The organism is Streptomyces sp. CB02261, assembly GCF_001905665.1.
GTDB lineage: Bacteria > Actinomycetota > Actinomycetes > Streptomycetales > Streptomycetaceae > Streptomyces.
The window spans coordinates 733,925-758,726 of the sequence record NZ_LIVX01000004.1 but is presented as its reverse complement, the minus strand read 5'-3'; the positions used below and the strand labels follow the sequence as shown (position 1 = coordinate 758,726).

At 72.2% G+C, this 24,802-nt stretch carries 18 protein-coding genes and 1 pseudogene; 4 read left to right on the top strand and 15 right to left on the bottom strand.

The features are described 5' to 3' along the window. Positions 1-23: 23 nt before the first annotated feature. The 10 genes from AMK29_RS16785 to AMK29_RS16740 all read right to left on the bottom strand — a co-directional run bounded on the left by AMK29_RS16785 (position 24) and on the right by AMK29_RS16740 (position 13,338). On the bottom strand, positions 24-878 hold the full coding sequence (locus AMK29_RS16785) for a M55 family metallopeptidase (protein ID WP_073813524.1): 855 nt from the start codon (positions 876-878) through the stop codon (positions 24-26). Next, entirely contained in the window at positions 878-1,822 is a 945-nt protein-coding gene (locus AMK29_RS37140) for a S66 peptidase family protein (protein WP_073813522.1), read from the bottom strand. Before AMK29_RS37140 ends, AMK29_RS16785 begins: the two co-directional genes overlap by 1 nt. Then, a complete protein-coding gene (locus AMK29_RS16775) occupies positions 1,819-3,939 on the bottom strand; it encodes a S9 family peptidase (RefSeq protein ID WP_073813520.1) in 2,121 nt (706 codons plus the stop codon). Before AMK29_RS16775 ends, AMK29_RS37140 begins: the two co-directional genes overlap by 4 nt. A 474-nt stretch (positions 3,940-4,413) precedes the next feature. Beyond that, positions 4,414-5,586: a C39 family peptidase gene (locus AMK29_RS16770; protein ID WP_073813518.1), complete on the bottom strand. Its 1,173-nt coding sequence runs from the start codon at positions 5,584-5,586 to the stop codon at positions 4,414-4,416. Positions 5,587-5,780: 194 nt separating this feature from the next. Then, entirely contained in the window at positions 5,781-7,784 is a 2,004-nt protein-coding gene (locus tag AMK29_RS16765) for a peptidoglycan recognition protein family protein (RefSeq protein WP_073813516.1), read from the bottom strand. Continuing rightward, positions 7,781-8,791, bottom strand: coding sequence for an ABC transporter ATP-binding protein (locus AMK29_RS16760; protein WP_073813514.1), 1,011 nt, complete (start codon positions 8,789-8,791; stop codon positions 7,781-7,783). The genes AMK29_RS16765 and AMK29_RS16760 overlap by 4 nt, the downstream gene beginning before the upstream one ends. Then, positions 8,775-9,779 (bottom strand): ABC transporter ATP-binding protein, encoded by a 1,005-nt coding sequence (locus tag AMK29_RS16755; RefSeq protein ID WP_073813512.1) that lies wholly within the window; start codon positions 9,777-9,779, stop codon positions 8,775-8,777. Before AMK29_RS16755 ends, AMK29_RS16760 begins: the two co-directional genes overlap by 17 nt. A gap of 6 nt (positions 9,780-9,785) precedes the next feature. After that, the gene (locus tag AMK29_RS16750) at positions 9,786-10,727 is read right to left on the bottom strand and encodes an ABC transporter permease (protein WP_073813510.1); all 942 of its coding nucleotides are present in this window, start codon (positions 10,725-10,727) and stop codon (positions 9,786-9,788) included. Further along, positions 10,720-11,646 carry an ABC transporter permease gene (locus AMK29_RS16745; protein ID WP_073813508.1) on the bottom strand — a complete coding sequence of 309 codons (927 nt, stop codon included), beginning with the start codon at positions 11,644-11,646 and terminating at the stop codon, positions 10,720-10,722. Before AMK29_RS16745 ends, AMK29_RS16750 begins: the two co-directional genes overlap by 8 nt. Before the next feature lie 75 nt (positions 11,647-11,721). After that, positions 11,722-13,338 (bottom strand): peptide ABC transporter substrate-binding protein, encoded by a 1,617-nt coding sequence (locus AMK29_RS16740; protein WP_073813506.1) that lies wholly within the window; start codon positions 13,336-13,338, stop codon positions 11,722-11,724. Positions 13,339-13,859: 521 nt separating this feature from the next. Between AMK29_RS16740 and AMK29_RS16735 the strand changes: the two are divergent. The 4 genes and pseudogenes from AMK29_RS16735 to AMK29_RS16720 form a co-directional block, all read left to right on the top strand. Next, positions 13,860-15,113 (top strand): annotated as a pseudogene (locus tag AMK29_RS16735) (glycoside hydrolase family 10 protein); the annotation flags it as partial. A gap of 508 nt (positions 15,114-15,621) precedes the next feature. Then, the gene (locus AMK29_RS16730; RefSeq protein ID WP_073813502.1) at positions 15,622-17,130 is read left to right on the top strand and encodes a PucR family transcriptional regulator; all 1,509 of its coding nucleotides are present in this window, start codon (positions 15,622-15,624) and stop codon (positions 17,128-17,130) included. A 232-nt stretch (positions 17,131-17,362) separates the two neighbouring features. Further along, positions 17,363-18,355 (top strand): peptidoglycan-binding protein, encoded by a 993-nt coding sequence (locus AMK29_RS16725; protein WP_079196911.1) that lies wholly within the window; start codon positions 17,363-17,365, stop codon positions 18,353-18,355. Between the two features lie 190 nt (positions 18,356-18,545). Then, complete coding sequence (locus AMK29_RS16720; protein WP_073813500.1) at positions 18,546-19,427, top strand: MurR/RpiR family transcriptional regulator; 882 nt, start codon at positions 18,546-18,548, stop codon at positions 19,425-19,427. Between the two features lie 3 nt (positions 19,428-19,430). Here the strand turns inward: AMK29_RS16720 and AMK29_RS16715 are convergent, their stop codons facing one another. The 5 genes from AMK29_RS16715 to AMK29_RS16695 all read right to left on the bottom strand — a co-directional run bounded on the left by AMK29_RS16715 (position 19,431) and on the right by AMK29_RS16695 (position 24,801). Continuing rightward, positions 19,431-20,294, bottom strand: a complete 864-nt coding sequence (locus AMK29_RS16715; RefSeq protein WP_073813498.1) for a MurR/RpiR family transcriptional regulator — start codon at positions 20,292-20,294, stop codon at positions 19,431-19,433. Positions 20,295-20,381: 87 nt separating this feature from the next. After that, a complete protein-coding gene (locus AMK29_RS16710) occupies positions 20,382-21,668 on the bottom strand; it encodes a cyanophycinase (RefSeq protein WP_073813496.1) in 1,287 nt (428 codons plus the stop codon). Between the two features lie 198 nt (positions 21,669-21,866). Beyond that, positions 21,867-23,081 (bottom strand): M20 family metallopeptidase, encoded by a 1,215-nt coding sequence (locus tag AMK29_RS16705; RefSeq protein ID WP_073813494.1) that lies wholly within the window; start codon positions 23,079-23,081, stop codon positions 21,867-21,869. Beyond that, complete coding sequence (locus AMK29_RS16700) at positions 23,078-23,842, bottom strand: amino acid ABC transporter ATP-binding protein (RefSeq protein WP_382616349.1); 765 nt, start codon at positions 23,840-23,842, stop codon at positions 23,078-23,080. Before AMK29_RS16700 ends, AMK29_RS16705 begins: the two co-directional genes overlap by 4 nt. Further along, positions 23,839-24,801: an amino acid ABC transporter permease gene (locus tag AMK29_RS16695; protein WP_073813490.1), complete on the bottom strand. Its 963-nt coding sequence runs from the start codon at positions 24,799-24,801 to the stop codon at positions 23,839-23,841. The genes AMK29_RS16700 and AMK29_RS16695 overlap by 4 nt, the downstream gene beginning before the upstream one ends. Position 24,802 lies beyond the last annotated feature (1 nt).

Genomic DNA, 24,802 nt, shown 5'->3' with positions numbered 1-24,802 from the left:
CGACGGGGTGGAGGCCTCGGCGGTCAGTCGAAGTGGTCTTCCATGGCCGCGCCCGCGACCGTGGTGCACACCTTGAAGGTTCGGGCCGCCGTGGTCGCGTCGGGTGCCGTGAAGGCGACGCCTCGCGGCCCGTTCGGCTCGACGGTCGGGACGGCCAGTACCGCGGCCGCCAGGTGCGGTGCGTGGAAGTCCAGTTCGAACCGGTGGGGCCGTGCCGGGGCGCCGTCGGCGCGTGTCCGCGTCGCGGTTTCGCTCCTGGTCCGGTGTCCGCTGACGGCCTCCGCGGCCTGGGCCCGCAGCAGTTCGGCGCTCCGGGCGGGAGGAAGACAGAGGGCGGCGTACCGGCTGACGCACTCCTTCACCGCGGCGGTCCTCGCGTCGGGGGCCCAGGTCCGTGCGGCCGCGCACGTGAGGTCGTCGCCGGTGACGAGGACGACGGGGACCTGGTGCTGCTCGGCGATCAGGGCGTTCATACGGCCCTCGTCGGCCGGCTCGCCGTCGATGCGGAGGGCGATGAGGCCGGTGCCCAGATAGGTGTGCGACAGCACCCCCTGCTGCCCGGCGCCCGTGTGATAGCCGAGGAACACGACCGCGTCGGCGCGGTCGACGCCTTCCATCATGCCCAGCGGCTTGTGGCGGCCGGTGAGTAGACGCGCGCGGGGATCGAGCGCTTCGAGAACCAGGTTGCGCTGGGTGTAGTGGGCGTCGTTGACGAGGACGTCGGTGGCGCCGCCGGCGAGAAGGCCCTCGACGACGGCGTTGACGTCGCCGGTGAAGAGCGGGCGCATCCGCGCCCAGGCGGCCGTGCCCGGCTCCACGTCGTCGGGGCAGGTGACGCCGGTGGCGCCTTCCATGTCCGCGGAGATGAGAACGCGCATCAGCGCGGGGTCCTTTCGGGCGGGTGGAGGGTGATCCGGTACGAGGCCGTGTCGAGGACCGCCTGGGCCCCGAGGGGCAGGGTGAGCTGGCGTGTTCCGTGTCCGGCGGACAGCCCCGCGGCCACGGGGACGCCGAGGCCCGACAGCCGGTCGCGCAGGAGGGCCACGACCTCGTCCCGGTCGCCGCAGTCGGTGAAGTCCCCCAGCACGACGCCGGCCGCGCGGTGCAGGACTCCCGCCCGTCCGAGCTGGGTCAGTGCCCGGTCCAGGCGGTAGGGCTCCTCGCCGACGTCTTCGAGTACGAGGATCCGGCCGTCGGTCTCGGGAGCGGTTCGCGTGCCGACGGACGAGGCGAGCAGGGTGAGGTTCCCGCCGGTGAGCCGTCCCTCGGCGCGCCCCGGGACCAGGACGGGGCCCGCGAGGGCGAGCGCGCGCGGGAGCGGTCCGAACAAGGCGTCGTGGAGGTGTGCCGCGGTCGCCGCGTCCTGGTGGAGCGGTCGGCAGGCGGGCATGGGGCTGTGCAGCGTCACCAGCCGGAGGCGGTCGCCCATCGCCTGGTGGAGACAGGTGATGTCGCTGGATCCGGCGAGGAACTTGGGACCCGCGGTGGCGAGGAGCCGGAGGTCGAGGCGGTCCGCGATGCGCTGGGTCCCGTACCCGCCGCGTGCGCACAGGACCGCCCGGACGTCGGGGTCGAGCCATGCCTCGGTGAGGTCGTCGAGGCGTTCGGCGTCGGTTCCGGCGAGATAGCCGCGGTGGGTGGCGGAGAGCCGGCGGGTGGTCCGTACCCGCAGGCCCCAGCCCTCCAGGAGCGCGCGGGCGGAGGCCGTCCCGCCCGCGCCGACCGGCCCGGCCGGCGCCACGACGGCGACGGTGTCGCCCGGCCGGAGGAGCGGGGGGTACGCGTGGTCGCGCACGGCGGAACGCTCGGCGCCGGTGGTCATGACGGCTCCGAGGACGGCGAGGGCGTGCGGGCAGCGCCGGTCCGTGGACGGGCGGGCTCCGCGTGCGCGGGGAGGGCGAAGAGCCGCTCGTAGAAGCGGATCTCGGTTTCGAGGGCGGTCCGGATCGTCTCGGCACGTCGCCAGCCGTGTCGTTCCCCGGGGAACTCCACGTGCTCGCAGGGCTTGCCGGCCCTTCGCAGGGCCCGCGCCATCGCGGTGGACTGCGCGGGGTCCACGATCGCGTCGTCGAGACCGTGGAGCAGGAGGGCGGGGCCGGCGGCGTCACGCGCCGCCAGGACCGGGGAGCGTTCCTCGTACAGGGCGGCGTCCTTCGGCAGGGGGCCGATCAGTCCGTCGAGGTAGCGGGACTCGAAGTCGTGGGTGGTGGCCGCCCAGGCGAGAGGGTCGGTGATGCCGTAGAAGGACACGGCGCCCGCGAAGACGTCGGTGTGGGTGAGGGCGGCGAGCGCGGTCCAGCCGCCCGCGCTTCCTCCTCGGATCGCCAGCCGGTCGGGGTCGGCGAGCCCTTCGCGCACCAGAGCCCGGGCCACGGTCACGCAGTCCTCGACGTCGACGACACCCCATGCGCCGGCGAGGCGTTCGCGGTAGGCGCGGCCGTATCCGACCGACCCTCCGTAGTCGACCGCCGCGACGCCGATGCCACGGCTGGTGAAGTAGGCGATCTCGAGGTCGTGGACCATCGGATGGTCGCCGGTGGGGCCGCCGTGGACGAAGATCACCCAGGGTGGGCGCCGTCCGTCGGGAACGGTGCGGCGGGGATGGGCCGGCGGGTAGGCGTGGGCGTGCACCCCGCGGCCGGGGCGGTACGAGTCGGCCGCGGGCGCCGGCGGCGAGGTCCCCGCCCCGACGGGCCTCGGCGCGCCCGGGCGGCCGCTGTCGCTCGGCCCGTCCGCTCCGGGGTGGAACGTCCGGGACGTGGGGCGCGGCAGCCAGGCGGCGTCGACGGAGGGCCCCGGCGAGGAGGAGACGACCCGTGGGTGCGGGGGGTCGGCGGTGTCGGCACGGGGAAGGGCGGCCGTGAACACGCTGTAGGGGGACGTCGTGTCGGCGCCGACGGCGACCACGACGCCGGTGTCGGCATCGGCGTCGATGGTCTGGGCGTAGTCGGTGTAGGGCAGTCCGAGGTCGGTGAGTCGGGGCAGTCCGGGGCCGGCGCCGGGGTCCACGAGGGAGATCCGGCGGCCCGCTCCCGTCCCGTGGATCGCGACGGCCCGGCCGTCGGGGAGCGGGGTGAACCAGGACGCGCCGGGCTTCCACAGCGCTCCGCCGAACTCCTCCTCGGCAGGGGCGACCACCCGGGCGGGGCCTTCGTGGGCGGGCACGAGGTGCAGGTTCCACCAGCCGTCGGGGTCGGTGACCGCCCAGAGGCTGCGGGCGTCGCGCCACTCGGCCTGGGTGACGGACTCCTGAGGGCCGCCGGCCCTGACCCGGTGCGCGCCGGCGGTCCCGTCGGCCTTGAGCGGGGCGACGCACAGCTCGGTGCCGTCCCAGGGCATGTTCGGGTGGTCCCATCCGATCCAGGACAGGTGGCGGCCGTCCGGCGCCAGCCGGGGGCACGTCATGAAGTGGTGGGTCGCGGCGACCGTGCGTTCGGCACCGGCGCCGAACGGGACGGCCACGAGGGCGCGTTCGACGTCGCGCACCCCGCCGATCCTCGTCTCGCGGACGGCCCAGACCTCGTCGCGCGACGGCGGCACGTACAGGTCTCCGTACGTGACGTCCGTCCGTGCGGGCGTGAGGGGCCGGGGCGGATCGTGGCTGTCGGGGTGGTGGAGGTAGACGCGCTGGTCGCCCCAGTGGGTGAAGACGAGGCCGTCGCCGGTGGGACGCCAGGCGCGGCCGCCGTACTCGTGCAGACGGTTGCGCGCGTCGAAACCGGGCGGAAGAACGTCCTGGCGGGTTCCGTCGGGCATGGCGCGGACGACGCACCGGCGGCCGCCCTCGTGGGGTCGCGGTTCGTCCCACCACACGTCGGCGCCGACCAGGGAGACCCAACCCGGCGCGCCGTCCTGACCGGCGACGTCCGCGGCGCTGATGTCGGAGTCCCAGGCCTTGAACGCCGGGGCCGGCGGTCTTGCGGCAGAGGAGTGGTTCACGGGTCACCGCCTTCGCCCATACGGATGGGCGTCGAGAGAGTGGTTGTCGGAGGATGTGGCCAGGCCTGGATGAACGAGGTCACGGCCGGACGTCGGCGTCTCCTCGCCGTCGCCTGGTGGAGTTCCCGTGCCGGGCAGCCGGTCGGGTGCGGTTGCTCACCGCACAGTGGCATCGGTCGCCCGCCGGCCGTCCCGCGGGCGCCGTCGTGTCCGGAGGGCGAACCGTGTCCGGTGGACGACCGAGGGGCCGGGCCGGGCACATGCTTCAGGGGCGAAGGGCCGCGACGGGCCGGGGGGACGGGCGGACGTGGTCCGGTCCGTCCTGTGACCCGCGGCCGTGGGGTGACGCCGTACTCATGAGGAACACGTTACGGAGGAGGCCCACGGCCGGACGATGGTCAAAAGGTCCCGGCGGTCCGTCCCTCCCACGACGTTATGTCGTACCGGGTGACGGCGGGAACGGCCTTCGGCCCACTACCAGTTGGCGTCGAGGCCGGGGACGTGGTCGGGGAGCGCGAGGCCGGGCGGTCGCACGAGGTAGACCACGCCCCCTCCCCCGGAGGCCGACTGCCACACCCTCTCGAACTCGCCGCGCGGGTAGGTCCGGCGTACGTCCTCGTCGGTGGCGGAGAGGGGGTCGTTGACCACCACGTCCCCGTCGGCCGTGAACCCACAGACGATCTTGATGCTGCCGGCCGGTGAGTGGCCGGCGCCCGACAGTTCGCCGACGCGGATTCTCTGGGCCGTGGCGACCGGGATGCCCGCGGAGATGAAACGCTCCAGCTCGCTCAGCGAACGCAGCCGTGTGACCAGTCCGTCGAGGCCGTAGCGGGCGGGATAGGCGGCGTTGAAGGCCCAGTTGCCGCACCCCTTGTAGGCGTAGTCGTAGACCGCGCGAGCGGTGAAGTCCACCTGGGGAGCCGTGTCGGCGGGATCGATCCACGCCATCTCGTCGGCGGCCGGTCCGTGCCCGAAGTACTCGGTGAGCATCGCGGTGCAGGCCGGGGCGGACCACGCTTCTCCGCCGCCGTCCCACTGGGGGCTGTGACCGGTGTGCAGCTCCTGGGAGCGCCGGGGGACGTCGAGGGTCTTCCCCCAGGCTCCGCCCGGTCCGCTCACCGGTTGCCGGTGGTCGGGGGGTGTGGAGGACGCCGAGAGCCCCACCGCGCGCACCACGGGCCCTTCCGCGGCGTCCTGGGTCCGTGCGAGCCGGACCTCGAGCTCGTAGGCGAGGGCGGGACGCCCCGGGGGCGCCACGAACACGTCGACGTCCGCCGTGCCGAAGGGGCCGCTCTGTCCCGGCACGGTGGTGCGGTGGACCACGTCGTCGTGCGACGCCCAGTGCGCCATGACGTACCAGGGGGAGGTCTCTCCCTCGGCGTCGCGCACGCGGAGGCTCACCATCAGCCGGGTTCCGGCCGGCGTGTGCGCCGACCAGGAGGGGATGAGTTCTTCGGCGGGGAACGGTAGTTCACGCCAGCCGGTCGAGCAGGTCGCGTAATCCCAGGCGAGGGTGGCGTGACCGTGCTGGTCCACGAACGTCTCGCTGCTCTCGGCGGACTCCAGCCGCAGCGCGCCGTCCGACCACGTCGTGCCCCGGTGGGCGGCATCGGCGAAGTGGCGGGCTTCGGTCCAACGGTGCAGCACCGCCCGGGGCGTGGATGGGTCGGTCCTCTGCCCGCGGTTCTCGCCTGTCACGGTCTTCCTGCCGCTCTCTCGTGGGTCCGGGTGTCCTTCGGTGCGACCCGGCCTGGCGCTGGTGGCGGGGCGGGGCCCATATGGTAGCGGCCCGGAGTTCCCAGGAGAGGGTTCCGGGCCGGTCCATGGGCGGCTGCCCCCGGTCAGCTCGACCTGTGCGGCAGCCGGTCGGCGGACGTCAGCTGGACGTCGTCCGCCCTGACGAACATGATCCGGTGGCCGTACTGCACCTGGTGGTACACGAGCGAGCCGCGGACCACGGTGTGGCCGGCGAGTTCGAAGGTCTTGGAGTGGTAGTACTCGCCGTTCACGGTCTGGCCGACGCTGTACGACTGTCCCGGTCGCAGCGTGTACGCGAGCGGCACCAGGGGCTGGACGGGGATGCCCGCGGGGTAGGCCTCGGCCTCGGGATAGGCACGACCGTAGAGCGGCGCGCTGTCGAGGCCGGGCCGCAGCCGCGCCACCAGCCCCTTCGCGGGGAGGGTCTTCGCCCGCCGCGGGTCGTCCTTGAACCAGCCCTTCTGCCCGAGGTACCACAGGGCCGTCCAGTCACCTCGCCGCTCCGCGACGACGTACTTCTGCCCGGTGCTCACGCGGGCGGCGTGGTTGTAGACGGACCAGGTGCCGGGTGTGGGGCGGATGCCGATGTCGGTGACCAGCGGGGCGTCGTCCCGGGGTTCCGTGCGCAGCGTGACGGAGGCGGATCCGTGGACGGGGCAGAGGTCGGCCGGTGTCGCTCCGCAGTAGTACGGCTCGGTGTTCGCGCTGTAGTCCGGGTGGATGGTCACCAGTGACGAGGTCGGCCTGCCCTGGGCCTTGAACGGCTTGCCCAGCAGGTCGAAGTAGTGGTCCCAGTCCCAGTACGGTCCGGGGTCCTGGTGCATGCCGGCGACGTTCGCGGGCACGGTGCCCGGCACGTTGTCGTGCCCGATGATGTGCGCCCGGTCCAGGGGGACGTCGTACTTCCTGGCCAGGTGACGGACGAGGCGGGCGGACGTGCGGTACATCGCCTCGGTGTACCACTGGCCTCCCTGGGCCAGGAACCCCTCGTGCTCCAGCCCGATGGCCTTGGAGTTGACGTACCAGTTGCCGGCGTGCCAGCCGACGTCCTTGGCGCGCAGGTGGTTGGCGATGTGGCCGTCCGCGGACCGGAGGCTGTAGTGCCAGGAGACGTAGGTGGGGTCCTGGACCAGTCGGAGGGTGGTGTCCCAGGTGGCTTCGGTGTCGTGGATGACGATGTAGTCGACGGCCTGGTTGTTCGGGCGGTCGGAGAGGTCGTGGTTCCCGAAGTCGCCCGGTTCCTCGGACAGCATCCGGTAGGGCGCCGGCAGCCAGGAGCAACCCAGGTCACGGGGGCACTCGGCACCCGGCGGCGTGGCCTTCAACCCGAGCCCGGCCAGCTGCGCGGTCGCCGGTTCGACCGGCGTGGGAGCCAGGGTGACGACGGTCCCGTCGTCCGTGCGCCGTGACTCGCCCGTGTTGATCAGCGAGAAGACGTCGTCGGCGAAACGCCGCGCGGCGCCGGTCTCGGTGGCGCCCGAGTACGCGGCGACCGCTCCGTACCACTGGGCGGGGTCGCTGCTGAGGGGTGCGCCGGTGGAGCGCTGATGGGCCGCGAGCAGGGCGGCGCCGCCGTCGATGTTGGCGGCGGGATCGGTACGGAGGCGGCTCGCGGGCAGTCCGGTGAGTGCGGAGGCCCTGTCCAGGGTCCGCAGGGTCGCGGGGAGGCCCTCGGGGTCCTCGTCCACCTCGCGGTGCGGCAGGGTCGGGCGGGAGGCGTCTCCGCGCGGGTCCTCGGCACCGTCCGAGTGGTGGGGCGCCTCGGCCAGCGCCGTGCCGGCGTCGGTCAGGTGCATGGGGCCGTAGCCCGCGTCCATGCTGGGGGCGCCGCCGTGGTGGTCCCAGCGGCTCTGGAGGTAGGACACGGCGAGGAGCACGGCCTCAGGGACCTGATGGTGCTCCCCCGCGGCGCGGAAGAGCGCGGCCCGGGACGGGGTGTCGGTGGCCGCGGCTCGGCGTGGCGTCTCGGGGGGCTGTGCCTGGGCCGAGGTCGTGGTGAGTGCTCCGGTGAGCAGGACCGTGGCGATCGCCGCCGCGGTCGCGGTCCGCCGGGGTCTGCGGTGCTGGGTCACGCGTTCCTCCTTCATACGGGTCGGGCGAGGGGGAAGTGGCAGGCTGTGGGGTGGTCGCCGCCTTCACGGACGCGCAGTTCCGGTTCCACCAGGCACTGTTCGCGCGCGGAGGGGCAGCGGGTGCGGAAGCGGCATCCGGACGGCGGTGAGGCAGGCGAGGGCAGGTCTCCTTCCAGAAGGTGCTCGTCGGCGGCGGGGCGCCGCCTCGGATCGGGTACGGGCGCCGCCGCGAGGAGCGCCCGGGTGTAGGGGTGGCGGGGGGTCGTGTAGATCTGCTCGCGGGTGCCGGTCTCGACGATCTTCCCCAGGTACATCACCGCGATCCGGTCGCAGAGGTGCTGCACCACGGCGAGGTCGTGCGAGATGAAGACGCAGGCGAGCCGGAGGTCGCGGCGCAGGTCCCGCAGCAGGTTGAGGACCTGGGCCTGGACGGAGACGTCGAGGGCGGACACCGGTTCGTCGCACAGGAGGAGTTCGGGGCCCAGTGCCAGCGCGCGTGCGATCCCGAGGCGCTGGCGCTGCCCGCCGGAGAACTGGTGCGGGTAGCGGTCGCTGTGGGAGGGGTCGAGGCCGACCGTGGTGAGGAGCGCGGCCACGCGCGAGCCGCGGTCGGCCCGTGGCACCACGTCGGGGTGGATGGCGAACGGCTCGCCCACGATCTGGCCGGCCGTCATCCGCGGGTCGAGGGAGGTGTACGGGTCCTGCAGGACCATCTGGACGCGACGGCGGACCTTCCGCAGTTCCCCGGCGGGCAGGGCGAAAAGGTCCTGCCGGTCGATCGTGACCGTGCCCGAGGTGGGCCGGTCCAGCGCCATCAGCAGGGAGGCCAGGGTCGATTTGCCGCATCCGGACTCGCCGACGATGCCGAGCGTCTCGCCACGCCGGACGGTCAGATCGACCCCGTCGACGGCTCTGACCGCTCCGGTGCGGCGCTTGAACAGCACGCCCTCCGTGACCGGGAAGTGGCGGGTGAGCGCGGTGGCCCGGAGCAGGGGCGGGGCGGCCTCAGTCGACGGGGACACGGTGAACCTCCTCGGCGAAGTGGCAGGCACTGCGGTGCCCTGGGGTCGGGAGCGGGTGGAAGGGGGGCGCTTCGCTGCCGCAGCGTGCCTCGGCCCGGGGGCAGCGGGGGTGGAAGGCGCACCCGGCGGGGACGGACGTCGGCAGGGGCGGGGCGCCGGCGATGGGGACGAGGGGCCTGCCCAGGCGGTCCAGACGGGGCACCGAGTCGAGCAGCCCCCGGGTGTACGGGTGACCGGGTCGGGTGTAGAGGTCTTCCGCCCGCGCGGACTCCACGGTGCGGCCGGCGTACATCACGGTGATGCGGTCGGCCGTCTCGGCGACCACGCCGAGGTCATGGGTGATCAGGAGCAGGCCCATGTCGGTCTCGCGCTGGAGTTGTCCGAGCAGTCGCATGATCTGGGCCTGGACGGTGACGTCGAGGGCCGTGGTGGGTTCGTCGGCGATGACGACCTCCGGGTCCAGGGCGAGCGCCATCGCGATCATGACGCGCTGGCGCATGCCGCCGGAGAACTGGTGCGGGTGGTCGTGCGCTCTGCGGGCGGCGGCCGGAATGCGGACGCGGTCCATGAGGGCCACCGCTTCGGCCAGGGCCGCCCGGCGTCCCAGGCCCCGGTGGACCCGGTACATCTCGGCCAGCTGGTCCCCCACGGACAGCACGGGGTTGAGCGCGGTGAGGGCGTCCTGGAAGATCATCGAGATACGCCTGCCCCGTACGGCCCGGCGCCGCGCCGGTGACATGGCCAGCAGGTCGTCTCCGCGCAGCCGGACGGCGCCGCGGGTGATGTGCGCCGGCGGGGTGTCGAGCAGGCCCATGACGGCCTGTGCCGCGACGGACTTCCCCGATCCGGACTCGCCGAGCAGTGCCAGGGTCTCGCCCTCCCGCAGCGTGTAGGAGAGGCCGTCGACCGCGCGGACGGTGCCCCGCCTCGTACGGAACTCGACGCAGAGGTCCTCGACCTCCAGGAGCGGATGTGCGGCGGAGGACATGGGCGCTCATTTCAGCCGGGGGTCGAAGGCGTCGCGCACCGCGTCGCCGAGGAGGATGAAGCTCAGGACGGTCGCGGACAGGAAGAGCGCGGGGAACAGCAGCAGATGGGGATGGTCGAGCACGAAGGCCTGTGCCGCGTTCAGCTGCAGCCCCCAGGAGACCTGGGGGTACTGGAGCCCGACACCGAGGAAGTCGAGGGTCGCCTCGCCCGAGATGACCGCGCCGACGTTGAGCATGGCGACCACGATGACGGGGGTGATGGCGTTGGGAAGGATGTGGCGCACCATGAGACGCGCGGGGCGGGCGCCCAGCATGCGTGCCGCTCGCACGTAGTCGGCGCCGGCCAGCGCGATGACCTGGGAACGCATGAGGCGCGTCATGGTCGTCCAGCCCAGCGCGGTGAGGACGAGGATCATGGCGCCGAGGCCGTGGTCGGGGAAGGCGACCAGGATGACGGTCGCTCCCAGGACGAAGGGCAGTCCGAAGAAGATGTCGGTCACGCGGGAGACGACGGCGTCGAGCCAGCCGCCGTAGTAGCCGCAGAGCAGTCCGAGGACGACGGCGACGAGGAGCGAGGCCGCGGTGACGGCGAGACCGGCGACCAGTGACGGCCGGGTGCCGCGGATGACCTGGGCGAGGTAGTCACAGCCCTGCAGGTCGAACCCGAAGGGGTGGCCCGCGGAGGGGCCCAGCTTGGAGTCCGCGAGGTCGCAGCGGCCGCCGCCCTCGGTGAGCAGGGACGTGAAGAGACCGGGCGCCAGGGCCATCGCCGTCATGAGGAGGAGGGTGACCAGGGCCGCCCACACCGCGGGACGGGAGCGGAGTTCGAGCCAGGCGTCCTTGCTGAGGGAAGCCCGTTCGCCGGTCTGTGTCGGCGACGCGCCGGTCGCTCGGGAGTCGTCGGCGACGGCGCTTGTCGCCGTCGGCGTCCCGGCCGTGTCAGTCATGGCGGATCCTCGGGTCGAGCAGCCCGTAGAGCACGTCGACGAGCAGGTTGGCGAGCAGGAAGACGAGGACCAGTGCGGTGGTGGTGCCCACGACGACGGGTCCCTCGCGGAGCTGGATGGACTGGAAGAGCTGCTGGCCCACGCCGGGCAGGTTGAAGATGTACTCCGTCACGATCGCGCCGGCCATGAGGCCGCCCAGCTCCAGGCCGAGGAAGGTGACGACGGGGATGAGCGAGTTGCGCAGGGTGTGCCTGACCACGACGCGGCGCCGGCTCAGCCCCTTGGCGTGGGCGGTGCGGACGTAGTCGGCCCGCAGGTTCTCGATGAGGGAGGCACGGGTCAGCCGGGCGACGTAGGCGAGGCCGAAGGACGCGAGCACGAGACCGGGAAGCAGGTAGGCCAGGGGCCAGCCTCCCTCCGTTCCCGCGACGGGAAGCCAGCCGAGCTGTACGCCGAGGACGAGCTGGGCGAGGTAGCCGACGACGAAGACGGGCACCGAGATGACGAGAGTGGTCCCGAAGAGCACGGCGCTGTCGTCCCACCTGCCCTTCCGCAGCCCCGCCCAGACTCCGAGGGCCATGCCGAGGACGACCTCGATGACCCATGCGGTGAGCCCCAGCCGGAGGGTGACGCCCCAGCGGTCGGCCAGGAGGTCGGACACCTCGCGACCGGTGAACGTGGTGCCGAGATCGCCGGTGAGCAGGCCGCAGGCGTAGTGGGCGTACTGGACCCAGAGGGGGTCGTCGAGGTGGTAGCGGGCACGCATCTCGGCGAGGACCGCCGGTGCGACGGGTTTGTCACCCGCGAGCCCCTGGATGGGGTCGCCGGGCAGGATGAACACGAGGGTGTAGATGAGGAAGGTGGTGCCGAGGAGCACGGGCAGGGCGTGCAGCATGCGGCGGGCGACGAATCTCCACACGACGGTCGGTCCCCCGGGGGATCGGTCCACGGGGCGGGCCTGGCGAGGGGCCCCGCGGAGTGGTCGGTCACGGCGTCACTGCTCGACGGTGACGCGGTCGAGGTGCAGCCCGCTGACGTAGGGGTCGATGACGACGTCGGCGACCCTGTCGCTCCAGGCGGACTGGTCCTGCCAGTTCCACAGCGGGATGTAGGGCAGTTCGCGCAGCGCGATGTCCTCCGCCTGCTGGTATGCGGCGACGGCTTCGGCTCCCTGGGCGGCGTTGCCCTTCTTCACCAGGGCGTCGAACTCCTTGTCGCTCCAGCCCGTACGGTTCCCGGGGTAGTAGAGGCCGTCGAGGTAGTTCTGGATGCTGGGGTAGTCGATGACCCAGTTCTGACGGAAGGGGCCTTTGTTGCGGCCCTCGTTGAGCAGGGGCGAGAGGTCGGCCGGGGCCATCTTGCGGAACTTCACGTCCTTGACGCCGAGGTTCTCCTTGAGCTGGTTGGCGATCGAGGTCATCCACTGCTCGTAGGTGGTGTCCGCGTTGGAGAAGTACAGCTCCAGCGTGCCCTCGAAGCCGCCGGCTTCGTCGAAGAGACGTCGGGCGGCGGCGGGGTCGTAGGCGCACGTGGGGCCGCAGGCGTCGGGGCGGTGTCCCGGGATCACGTCGCCGACCAGGGAGGTGGCCGGCTTGTAGACGCCGTTGTAGATGGCCTGGGTGATGCCCTTGCGGTCGATCGCCATCGAGATGGCCTTGCGGATCCGGGGGTCGTCGAAGCGCGGATCCTTCACGGGCAGCCCGAGGTAGTCCATGGTCCCGCTGGGACGGACGGAGAACCGGTCGCCGAAGAGCCGTCTGGCCTGGGGGGCGTTGGCAGCCGGCACGGTGGTCAGGATGTCGACGTTGCCCGCCTGGAGTTCGGTGAAGGCGGTCTCCCGGCTGGTGTAGATCTTGAAGTCGACGCGGTCGGCCATGGGCGTGCGGGGGCCCCGGTAGGCGGAGAACTTCTTCAGGGTGATCTTCTCGTTGCGCTCCCACCGGCCGTCGAGCCGGTACGGGCCGTTGCCGATCGGCGCGGTGTCGTGGCGGTCGGGGTCGGCTGTCGCCGCGGTGGGGAGCGGGGCGAACGCGGGGAACGACAGGAGCATGGGGAACTGGCCGAAGGGCGCTTTCAGGGTGACCTGCAGGGTGGTGGCGTCGAGCACCTTCAGTCCGGCGAGGCGTCGCGCGGTCGGCTCGGCGCCCTCCTCGGCGGGGTTGAGCGCCTCGTAACCCTTGATCTGCGAGAAGTAGTAGTTGGTGTCCCAGCCGTTCGGTCCGTAGGCGGCGGCGTTCCAGGCGTCCGCGAAGCTGGCGGCCGTGACCTTCTCCCCGTTGTGGAACGTGGTCCCGGGCCTGAACCGGATCGTCCACACGGTGTTGTCGCTGGTGGACCAGGAAGTGGCGGCCAGTGGTCGCACGTTGCCGTTCTTCGGGTCGAGCGCGGCCGGGGTGTCGAAGAGTCCCTGCAGGACCTGGAGGGAGTAGCTGCTGGTGGTGCGGCCGGGCAGGAGGTGGTCCGGCTCGGTCAGCGCCACCGAGTAGGTGCCGCCTGGTCTTCCTGGCGAACTGTTCGACGTCCCCGGCTCGGTGGGACCGCAGGCCGTCGCGGTCAGGGTGAGAGCGAGAGCGGCGGACGTGGTGAGAACGGTGGGGTGGCGTGGGGTCATGGGGCGCTGTGCTCCTTTCGGGAAGGCGGTCCGTAAGGAGTCCGGACCGGCGGGGCGGCGGGTGCGGCTCTCGGAGTGGTCGGGGCGACACGGTAGGGACGTGGACGGCGGAGGGACGACCGACACGATGTCCAGGCCGCCGAAGGCGAGTTGGACATTCGGTCGCCGCCGGCCCGGGTCCGTGACACCCGCACACGACCACGGAGAAGGTGTCGGCCGTGAGGGTCGTGCCGCTTCCGCGGGGCGCCCGTCCGTCGGGCCCGGACGTGCGAATCGCGCAGCTCGGACCGGAGCGGCGCGCTCCCCGGGGGGTCGGGATCGCCTCCTCCACCGGATGCAACAGAACATACAGATGAGCCCGGCGACTAGCTATATCTAGCAGGCGTTACGGTACGTGGGGGAGCCTGCCACCAGGCGGCAGGAGCGATCGGCCACGGTGTCCGTCCTCTTGACGGCGCCGTCTCGCGGGACGCCACAGTGGTCCCCCGCACACTCCTCGTCATTTCTCCCGCGGAGGCGTCATGTCACCGAAACCGCCCATCGGTTCACCCCGTCGCCCCGCCCCGGGCCGCCGCACCGTCCTCGCGGCCATCGCGGCGGCGGGGTGCGCCACCACGCTCCGACCGGCGACGGCCCACGCCGCCGCGCCTCCCGTCCTCTCCGTCCCGCGATCCCTCCCGCGACAGATGCGAGGGATGTGGATCGCGTCCGTCGCCAACATCGACTGGCCCTCGCGCACCGGCCTCGATCCCGCCGCCCAGCGCGCGGAGTTCGTGCGGCTGGCGGACGAGGCACTCGCCTCGGGGTTCAACGCCTTGTTCGTGCAGATCCGGCCCACCGCCGACGCGTTCTGGCCCTCCCCCTTCGAGCCCTGGTCGCAGTGGCTGAGCGGATCCCAGGGTCAGGACCCCGGCTACGACCCGCTCGCGTTCATGGTCGAGACGGCGCACGCCCGCGGGCTGGCCTTCCACGCCTGGTTCAACCCCTACCGGGTCTCGATGCAGTCCGACCCGTCCGTCCTGGTCCCCGGCCACCCGGCCCGCGTGCATCCGGAGTGGACCGTGGCCTACGGCGGGAAGCTCTACTACGACCCCGGCGTACCGGCGGCACGCCGCTTCTGCCAGGCGGCCATGCTCGACGCCGTCAGGCGGTACGACATCGACGGCGTGCACTTCGACGACTACTTCTACCCGTATCCCGTCGCGGGCTCGGACTTCCCCGACGACGAGACGTTCCGTGCCCACGGGGACGGCTACACGGACAAGAACGCCTGGCGCCGGCACAACGTCGACCTCATGGTCCGCGAGATGCGGGACGCCGTCCGCGCCGTGCGCCCGACGGCGCTCTTCGGCATCAGCCCGTTCGGCGTGTGGCGCAACGCGACCACGGATCCACGCGGTTCCGGCACCGCGGCCTTCCAGTCCTACGACGGCCTGCACGCGGACACCCGGAGCTGGGTGCGGCAGGGGTGGCTCGACTACATCGCCCCTCAGCTCTACTGGCACATCGGTCTGCCCGTCGCCGACTACGCCGCCCTCGCACCGTGGTGGGCCGAGGTCGCCCGAGGAACGGGGACCGAGTTGTGGATCGGTCAGGCGGTCTACAAGTCGGGGACGCCCGGGCAGCCAGCCGCGTGGCAGGACGGCAAGGAGCTGACGCGCCATCTGACGTTGAACTCCACGCTTCCCGAGATAGGCGGTGACCTCTTCTTCAGCGCCAAGGACGTACGCGCGGACCGGGTCGGGGACTTCGCCGCCATGCGGCTCGCGCACTGGGGACGACCGGTCCTGGGTCCCCTGCCGGCACGCCTGGACAGAGGCCCCCTCCTGCCCCGGCCCACCGTCGAGGTACGACGGGAGGGACACGACGGCGCCACCGTCCTCCGTGTGACCGCCGGTGGGCACGGCGGCGGACGCATCCCGTTCCGCTACGCGATCCACCGCTACCCCGGGCACCCCGGCCGCCACCCCGACGCCGGCGCGGGTTCCCTCATCGCCGTGATCCCCGGCGGGATCCAGGCCGTCCACCACGACACGGACGCTCCCGCGGAATGCTGGTACGCGGTGTCGTCGGTGGACCGCCTCCAGCGGGGAAGCAGGCTGTCACGGCCGGCGAGCCCGCGTCCCTGATCCGCGCTCCGACGCCTCCGGCGGGCGGGGCGGCCACGACGGCCGTCCCCGTCCGCCGCCCGGCGTCGCCCTGCCCACGAGGTCCCGCGCGAGCACCACCTCGACACTGGACATGTGGTCGACAGGCGAACCCTGTTGGTGGACCATGCGTCCCATGCCTCTCACCGTTCGCGATCTGTTGGCCATTCCCTCTCTTCGCCTGCATCTGGTGGCGGGCGGCGCGGGTCTCGGCCGGGTCGTCGAGGCGGCACACGCGACCGAGAACACGCGCCCGGCCTCCTGGCTCGAAGGAGCCGAGGTGGTGATGACCAACGGACTGCTGTTGTCGGCGGACGACATCGACTGCGCTGCGTACGTGGATCAGCTCGACGGGGGCAAGGCCGCCGCGCTCATCGTCGGTGTGGGTTCCGGTCTGCCGCTGCAGGCCGTGCCCACCGCCCTGATCCACCACGCCGAGCGGGTACGGCTGCCCCTGCTCGTCTCCCCGGCGGGTGTGCCCTTCGCCTCCATCACCAGAGCGGTGTTCGTGGCCCGCGCGTCGGAAGAGCGCCGCCTCCTCGAACGGACCCTGCGCACGCAACGCCGGCTCTCCGCCGCGGCCGCCTCCAGCGACGGGCTGGCGGGACTGCTCTCCTCCTGGTTCCAGGCGACAGGCTCCGGCGTGGCCGTGTGCGACGCCGCGGGACGGCTTCTCGGCGCGGCGGGAACCGACGGCCCCACGCTGCTGGAGGACGCCGCGCCGGTGATCGACACCGTCGCGCTGCACGGGCTCCGGGGCAGCGGTGGCGGGGACCTGGCGTGCGGGAAGGTCGTCGTGCAGCCTCTCGGTACGGCACGCCTGCGCGGCTTCGTCGTCCTGCTCGACGCGGACTCGGCGGAAGCCAGGCTGCTGATCAGCGTCCTCGTCTCGCTGCTCTCCGTCGAGCTGGAGCGCCGGCACCTCGCGGACGAGCCGCAGCGCCGCCGCAGGGCCGCCATCCTCGCCCGGCTGTTCCACCCCGACATCACCGCCGAGCAGGCACAGGCGCTGCTGCGCACGGCCGACGTCCCCTCAGGTGCCGTACGCGCGGTGGCGGTTCAGGCGTCCGGGGAACCGGTGGAGCTGGCGGCGGACCTCGCCCTGGCGGTCCCCGGAGGACTCGCACGGCTGACCGGGGGCACGGTCGAGCTGGTCGTGGCGGAGGAGCTGGACACGTCGGCCGTGCTCCGCCGGTTCGCACCGGGGCGGCCGGCGGGGATAGGACCCGCCGTCGCTCCCCAGCACGCCGCGCTGTCCCTGAGACAGGCGGTCGCGCTCCTCTCCTCCAGCGTCGAACTGGGACGCCCGGTCAGCGCCGCCGAGGCCGGATCGGTCAGGCTTCTGCTCAGTCTGGGCAGCCCCGCGACCCTGGCCGCCTTCGCGGACACGGTCCTGGCCCCGCTGGACGCCGCGGACCCGGACGGCGAACTGACCGAGACGCTTCGCGTCTGGCTGGAGACGAACGGCTCGTGGGCGGAGAGCTCCGCTCTGCTCGGCCTCCACCGGCACACCGTGCAGAACCGCATCGAGAAGGTGGCCAGACTGACGGGAAGGCAGCAGGACCGCGCGGAGGACCGCGTCGACCTCTGGCTCGCCCTGACGGCGCGGGCCGTGGGACTGCCCTGTTCCCCTCAGCGGAAGTGACGGAACGGAACGCTGTCCCCCCACAGGGGTAAACGGTCCAGGCCCCCCGTGGCCGGATCGACATCCTGTCCATTCCGGGGCCGGTACGCCAGTTCCTACCGTGTGCCTGCCAGTTCAGGCGCCGCCGCGTTCCGACACGGGCCTGTGCCTCCCTCCGGAGGCCGAATGCAGACCTTCGGGAGCCCGGGCCCGGGCAGCGGCGGCGGCAGCCGCACGACGGAGAGGACCTCCCATGACCCCACCGCCCACCCCGGCCTCCGGCAGAGGCATCGCCGTCCGGACGGTACCGGCGGCGATCGCCGCTGTGCTCTTCGGCCTCCTCCTCAGCCTGGTGCCCGCGGGTCCCGCCCACGCGGCACTCCCCGCATGGCCCGTGCTGCAGAAGGGCTCGACCGGCGACGACGTCGCGAGCCTGCAGTTCCTGCTGCGCCGGCACGGCCGGCCCGTCACCGCCGACGGCGAGTTCGGCGTCGGCACACGCGATGCGGTGGCCTCGTTCCAGGAGGGCAACGCCCTGACGGTCGACGGCGTCGTGGGTCCCGCCACCTGGGGCAGACTCGTGATCGCCGTCGGCCCGGGGTCCGCCCCGTCCGACGCCGTGCGCGCACTTCAGTTCCAGCTCCGCAAGCACGGCTACCGCAACCCCGTCGACGGCGTCTTCGGGGAACAGACCGGCACGGCCGTGGAGGACTACAAGGCGCGGCACCGGCTCACCGGTGGGACGACCGTGGGCGTCACGACCTGGCAGCACCTCCTCGGGTCGCCGCCCGGTTCCGGCCCGCAGGGCACGTACGCCTTCGTCATCCCCCGTGGGGACGTCTTCGACGGGCGCGAAAGCCTGCTGTGGGCCCACCACGACTACCCCGCGAGTGACATCGCCGTCGAGGTGGGGACCCCCGCGTACGCCATCACGTCCGGTGTGGCTCGCGTCAACGGCGGCCTCGCCGACTCCTGCGGCCTGGGAGTGGCGATCGACGGTGACGACGGCATCCGCTACCAGTACTGCCACCTCGACAGCCGCTCAGTGGCCGACGGGACCCGCGTGACGGCCGGTCAGTTGATCGCCCGCACGGGTGACACCGGCAACTCCACGGGTCCGCATCTGCACTTCGGCATCTTCCGCGAGGGTGACTCCGTCTGTCCCCAGCAGCTGTTGATCGCCCTCTACGACGGGCTCGTCCCGCCGTCCCCGTGGGTCCTTCCGGCCTCGGGCTGCACCTACTGACCGAGCGGGGACTCCGCCGGGAAGCGACCGTCCCGCGAACAGGCGCCCCGCGCTGCTCGTGGGCGAGGGCCGGTCGCTTCCCGGCACCCGCCCGCTCTCCCGCTCGGGGCCCCTGCGACCCGCACGTAACAGGCGATACATTTACCGGACGAGAAAGCGTCGTCTGTACGTCCGGACAGAGAGGAAGGCCATGAGTCCCACGCTGGCCGATGAGATCCGCAACCGGCTGGGGGATCTCAGCCCGGCCGAACGCAAGGTCGCGCGGGTCCTGCTGGCCGGGTATCCGGCGGCGGTCTTCGAGACCGTGGCGACGATCGCGGAGCGCGCTTCGGTCTCCGCTCCCACGGTGCTGCGCTGCGCGTCCCGACTGGGCTACAAGGGCTTTCCCGACCTGCAGGCCGCCCTGCGGTCCGAACTCGACGCGCGCACCGCCTCCCCCATCACCTTGTACGAGGCGTCCGGATCGTCCGAGCGGCGCAGCAGGCCGAAACGTTCGGAAGAGGCGTCCGACGCCCGTCTCGGAGATCGCCTCGCGCTCCTCCAGCAGGCCGTGTCCCAGACCTTCGAGGAGGTCGCTCCGCAGGAGTTCAGCGACGCGGTGCGTCTGCTCAGCGATCCGCGGCGCCGGGTCCATGTGGCGGGCGGCAGGTTCACCCATCTGCTGGCCCAGTATCTGGGCCTGCATCTCACACAGTTCCGTGATCAGGTGGACTTCATGCCCGACAGGGACGTGGAACGCACGTCCTTCCTCACCCAGCTCACGCGTCGCGACGTCACCGTACTGTTCGACTACCGGCGTTACGAGGCCGACAAGACCGTCATCGCCGAGCTGGCCCGCGAGCGTGGCGGGAAGGTCATCGTGTTCACCGACCCGTGGCTCTCGCCGGCCGCGGCTCACGCCGACGTCGTCCTCATCACTCAGGTGACGTCCGATTCTCCGTACGACAGTCTCACGCCGGCGCTCGCCCTCATCGAGTCGTTGGTCGCCGCCGTGCTCGACCAGGTCGGCACCGAGGGGCACGAGAGGATGAAGCGGGCCGAGAGCGTGGCCCGCCGCACCGGCCTGCTCTGACCGTCACACGAGGCCCGTGCGGCGTGCGGTCTCCTCGCTCTGCTTCATGTGCCGGTGGGCGTCGTCGCCGAGGGTGGCGACGACAGAGGCGACCACGGTCTCGACGACGGCGAGGGTGGGGACGAGGCTGTCGTAGGGAGACGGTGTGTCGACTCGGCTGGGGAGCACGACGTCCGCGTGTGCGCTGGTCGGTGACAGCCACGCGTCGGTGAAGACGATCACCTTGCCGCCGCGTTCCCGGGCGAGGTGCGCCATGGCCTGCTTGTCGTTCTCGTAGCGGCGGTAGTCGAAGACGACCAGGACGTCACGTCTGCCGAAGGCGTTGAGTGCCGCTGTGCGCTCGACGTCCCGGTCGGGCAGGAAGCGGACGTCGTCCCGGAGCTGCATCAGGTGCAGCCCGAGGTACTGAGCCAGGACGTGGGTGAACCGGCCGCCGGTGAGGACGACACGGCGTCGGCGATCGCAGAGGAGCGAGACGGCGGTCTGGAGGTCGTGGGGCGCCAGCTCGGTGAGCGTCCGGGCCAGGGCGTTGCCGAAGAGTCTCGCGCTGTGGGCCATCAGGCCGTCCGGGGAGGAGGTGTGGGCGCCTTCGTCCGCGGCCTCGTAGAGGTGGATCGGGGACGCGTTGCGTGCGTCGAGTTCGTCGCGCAGGGCGGCCTGGAAGTCCGGGTAGCCGTGGTAGCCCAGGCGTCCCACGAAGCGAAGGACGGTGGGGGCGCTGACTCCCGCGCGGTCGGCGAGGGTGGCGACGGTCTCGAAGCCCGCCGCGGGGTAGGCGGCGAGCAGGACGCGGGCGACTTTGCGTTCTGCCGGGGTGAGCGTGCCGAGCCGGTGTCGGATGTCGTCGGCGAGGAGTCCGGTCGTCATGGGGGTCCCTTCGTGTGAGCGCAGTCCTCGGGACCGTGGCAGGGCCGTGGCAGGGCCGGCTTGTGGCGGCCGGCCCTGCCGAGGCGGTCATCGTGGCGCGATGCCGATCTGCAGGTCGACGAGCGTCTGCGGGGTGGCACCGTCGCCGGACCAGGCGCTGAAGCCCCTGGTCTTGGAGAAGGTGACGGTGAAGCGGGGGTCGGTCTCGAAGGTGGTGGCGGTCGCGGTGCTCTGTGCCCGGGCCGAGGCGAGGGCGCGCGCCGTGGTGCGGAACGAGTAGGGCGTGCCGGCGGGGTTGGACGCGGAGAAGAAGACGTCGGTGTTGACGGGGACGGGCGTCGTGCCGGCGGGGCGCAGACGCCGCTTGTCCGCGGCGGGGCGGGTCGTCCAGGTGTGCGGGTCGTAACGGTCCGACTGGGTGAGGTAGGTGTAGCGGGCGTTGCGCATGCTCCAGCCGGCGTCGGTCCGGACGTGGGCGCTCCGCAGGTCCAGAACGGCGACGCCGTTGGGGCCGAGGACCGTCATCCGCTCGCGCCGGCTGCCCGGGGCGTCGACGACCAGGGCGGTGTTCTCCTCGAGCGCGTAGACGCGGTCGTGTCCGGTGTCGGCGGCCAGGCGGTAGGCCCTGCCTTCCCGTCCGTACGCTCCGGTGTGGGTGTCGATGAGCCCGGAGCTGAGGAATCCGAAACCGCCCCGGGGGATGTAGCCGAGCCGGGTGGCATCGTCGAAGTAGCCGGGGGCGCTGCCGTCCCGCAGGGCTTCGTAGGATTCGCCGCCGCTGACCATGTCGGGGCCGGAGACGATCTGGGCGCCGGCGGAGGAGCCGGAGACGACGGCTCCTCGGGCGAGCTTGGCGCGGATGGCGGCGAGGACCTTGGAGTCGGTGTGCGCGTCGCCGTGGAGGAGGGTGGTGAGGTAGCGGTACTGGTCGCCGCCGCCGAAGAAGAAGCCGCTCATGGAGTTGACCTGGGCGACGACGGCGTCGGAGTCGGCGTTCGCGACGTGGTCGATGTCGAGCGGCACCCACTCGGCGTGGGCCGCGCCGTGTCTCTTGAAGAGGCCGGCGTAGTAGGCCCCGTTGCACGCGGAGTTGCTGCACCGTGCCGGGTCGCCGGCGTTCGGGTCCTGGCTTTCGGGTACGGAGGCCGCGGTGATGACTCCGATACGGGCCGCGGGGCCGCCGGCCCGCCGGATGATCTCGCCGTAGACCGCTGTGTTGTCGTCCTTCAGCCCTCCGCCGATCAGGACGAGCGAGCCTGCCGTGCGGTCGGGGCGTTCGGGCCCCGCCTGGGCGACGGGGGCCGTGGTCAGGAGGGTGAGAGCGATGCCGCAGGTGAGGACGGTGCGGCGGGCGGGACGTGAGGATGCGCGCATGGGTGCCTCCGTGGATCGGATGACGGATGGACCGGCCCCCTCGCCCGCATGCCGGTGCCGGTTCCGCGCGGGCAGGTGGGCACGGGTCCTGCGGGGTGGTCGGGCAGGGGGCGGGGCGAGGCGTTCGAGACGCTTTCGGGCTTGGGCGGGGGCGAGGCGTACGAGACGCGTTCGGGCCGCGCCCGGCCGGGGAGTGGTTCAGGGGTTCCGGGCGTCGCCGAGGGAGGCGACGAGCGCGGCGAGTACGGCGACGCGCTGAGGGACGCTGGAGATGTCGAGCCACTCCTGCGGGGTGTGGTCGGCGCCTCCGATGGGGCCGAGGCCGTCGAGGGTCGGGACACCTGCTCCGGCGATGAGGTTGGCGTCGCCGACCCCGCCCGTGGCGGTGGCGCCGAGTTCCACGCCGACCGCGTGTGCCACCTGCCGGGCCTTGTCGAGCATGCGGCGCGAGGCGGGGGTGTCCTCCATCGGCGGGCACAGGTCGAGCTGTTCGACGACGACGCTGGTGCCGGGCACCGCCGGGTGGTCCGCGGCTTCCTGGATGGCCCGCCTCGCACGCCGCACATCGGCCGTGGTGGCTGCCCGGACCTCGACGCGGAGCTCGGCCTCCGGGCAGACGATGTTGGCGCGGGTGCCTGCCCGGACCACGCCCACGTTGAGGGTGACGTCGTCCCAGTGGCCGTTGAGCGCCTGGAGCGAGACGACCAGGTGCGCGGCCGCGAGGGCGGCGTTGGCGCCGCGCTCGGGTTCGATGCCGGCGTGCGCCGCCTTGCCGGTGACGGTGAGGCGGAAGTCGGCGACGCCCTTGCGGGCGATGACGAGGTCGCCGTTCTCCCGGGCGCATTCGAGCCCGAGCCCGTAGTGCATGCCGGCGGCGGTGCGCTCGATGAGGTCGCGGCTGGCCGGTGAACCGATCTCCTCGTCCGGGGTGGCGAGGAGGACCAGCTCGGCGTACGCGTCGGTGCCGTGCTCGGCGAGGATCTCCAGGGCGGTGAGGCCTGCCAGCAGGCCCCCCTTGTCGTCGCTCACTCCGGGGCCGGTGGCGAGGGAGCCGTTCACGGCGAAGGGGCGGGCGGCGGCGGTGCCGTCCTCGAAGACGGTGTCCATGTGGCCCGCGAGGATGATCCTGCGGCCGCCTTCGGACTCGGGGAGGCTTCCGCGCCTGCGGCCGATCAGCGCGTCACCGGAGCGCTGTCCGGCCTCGGGCGGGAAGCGGACGCGTTCGACCTCGAAGCCGAGGCGGTGCAGGCGGTGCTCGACCCAGTCGGCGACCCTGTCGACCCCGGCGGCGTTGTAGGAGCCGGAGTCGATGGAGACGAGCTCCTCGAGATCGCGCAGGTACCGGGCCCGGTGGGCGCGGGCCAGGCCGAGGAGTTCCGTGACCGGCTGCTGCCGGCGGACGGGGGCGCTCACAGGACCTTGGACAGGAAGGCGCGGGTGCGGTCCTGTTCCGGGTCGACGAGCACCCGGCGGGGGTCGCCGGCTTCGACGACGACGCCCTCGTCCATGAAGACGGCGGTGTCGCCGACCTCGCGGGCGAATCCGATCTCATGGGTGACGACGACCATGGTCATGCCGTCGGCGGCGAGCTGCCGCATGACGTCCAGGACGTCGCCCACGAGCTCGGGGTCCAGCGCGGAGGTCGGCTCGTCGAAGAGCATCAGCTTGGGCTTCATGGCGAGCGCCCGGGCGATGGCGACCCGCTGCTGCTGTCCGCCGGACAGCTGAGCGGGGTAGTGTCCGGCCCTGTCGCCCAGGCCGACCTGTGCGAGCAGGTCGTGGGCCTGCTCCCGGGCGGTGTTCCTGGCGACGGCGCCGACCTTGACGGGTGCTTCCATGACGTTCTCGACGGCCGTCATGTGCGGGAACAGGTTGAACCGCTGGAAGACCATGCCGATGTCCCGGCGGCGTTCCGCGACTTCCCGCTCGCGCAGTTCGTGGAGCTTGTCGCCGTGCTGGCGGTAGCCGACGAGTTCGCCGTCGACGGTGAGCCTGCCTCCGTCGATCTTCTCCAGGTGGTTGATGCAGCGCAGGAAGGTGGACTTGCCGGAACCGGAAGGTCCCAGAAGGCAGCAGACCTGACCGCGTTCGACGGTGAGGTCGATGCCCTTGAGCACCTCGAGCCTGCCGAAATGCTTGCGCACGCCTTCGGCGCGCACCATGGGAGTGCTCATCGGCTCTCCTCCTTGCTGTTCTTGCCGATCCACCCCGTGGCTCCGCCGAGCATGCGCCGCAGCGGGGAGACGTGGCCCGCTCTGGTGGTGCCTCGTCCGTACCGCCGCTCCAGCCATGCCTGGGGAACGCTGAGCAGGGTCACGAGGGCGAGGTACCAGAGGCTGGCGACGACCAGCATGGGGATGACCTGGTAGTTCTGGGCGTAGACGTCCTGGATGTTGGACATCAGGTCGTGGGCGGAGATGACCGAGACCAAGGCGGTCATCTTGAGCATGTTGATGGTCTCGTTGCCCATGGGAGGGATGATCACGCGCATGGCCTGCGGGAGGACGATCCTGCGCATGGTGAGCGCGGGCCGCATGCCGAGCGAGTGCGCGGCTTCGGCCTGGCCGGGATCGACGGACTGGATGCCGGCGCGCACGATCTCCGAGGCGTAGGCCGCTTCGTTGAGGCCGAGGGCGAGCAGGGCCGCGATCGCGGGCGTCAGCAGCGCGTTCGTCTCGGCCTGGAAGAACGTGATGTCGGTGAAGGGGACGCCGATCTTCACGTACTTGTAGAGGGCCGCCGCGTAGCCCCAGAAGATGATCTGCACGAGCAGGGGGGTGCCTCGGAAGATCCAGACGAAGGCCGTGGCCAGTCCGTACAGGACGGGACTGGAGGACAGCCTCATGACGGCGATCAGGGTGCCCAGACCCAGGCCGAGGAGCATGGCGGCGGCGGTCAGCCAGAGCGTGGTGGCCAGTCCGTCGAAGATGAGGTCGGCGAAGAGATACGTGCCGACGACGTCCCAGTGGAGGTTGTCGTTCTTGGCGAGGGAGCCGATCAGCCCGACGAGGGCCAGCAGCGAGGTGATCGCGGCGATCCAGCGGCCGTAGTTGCGTACGGGGACGACTTCGAGGTCCTGGGCGTGCGGCTCACCTTTCAGGGTGGCTTCCGCGGGTGCTTCGGTGCTGGTCATC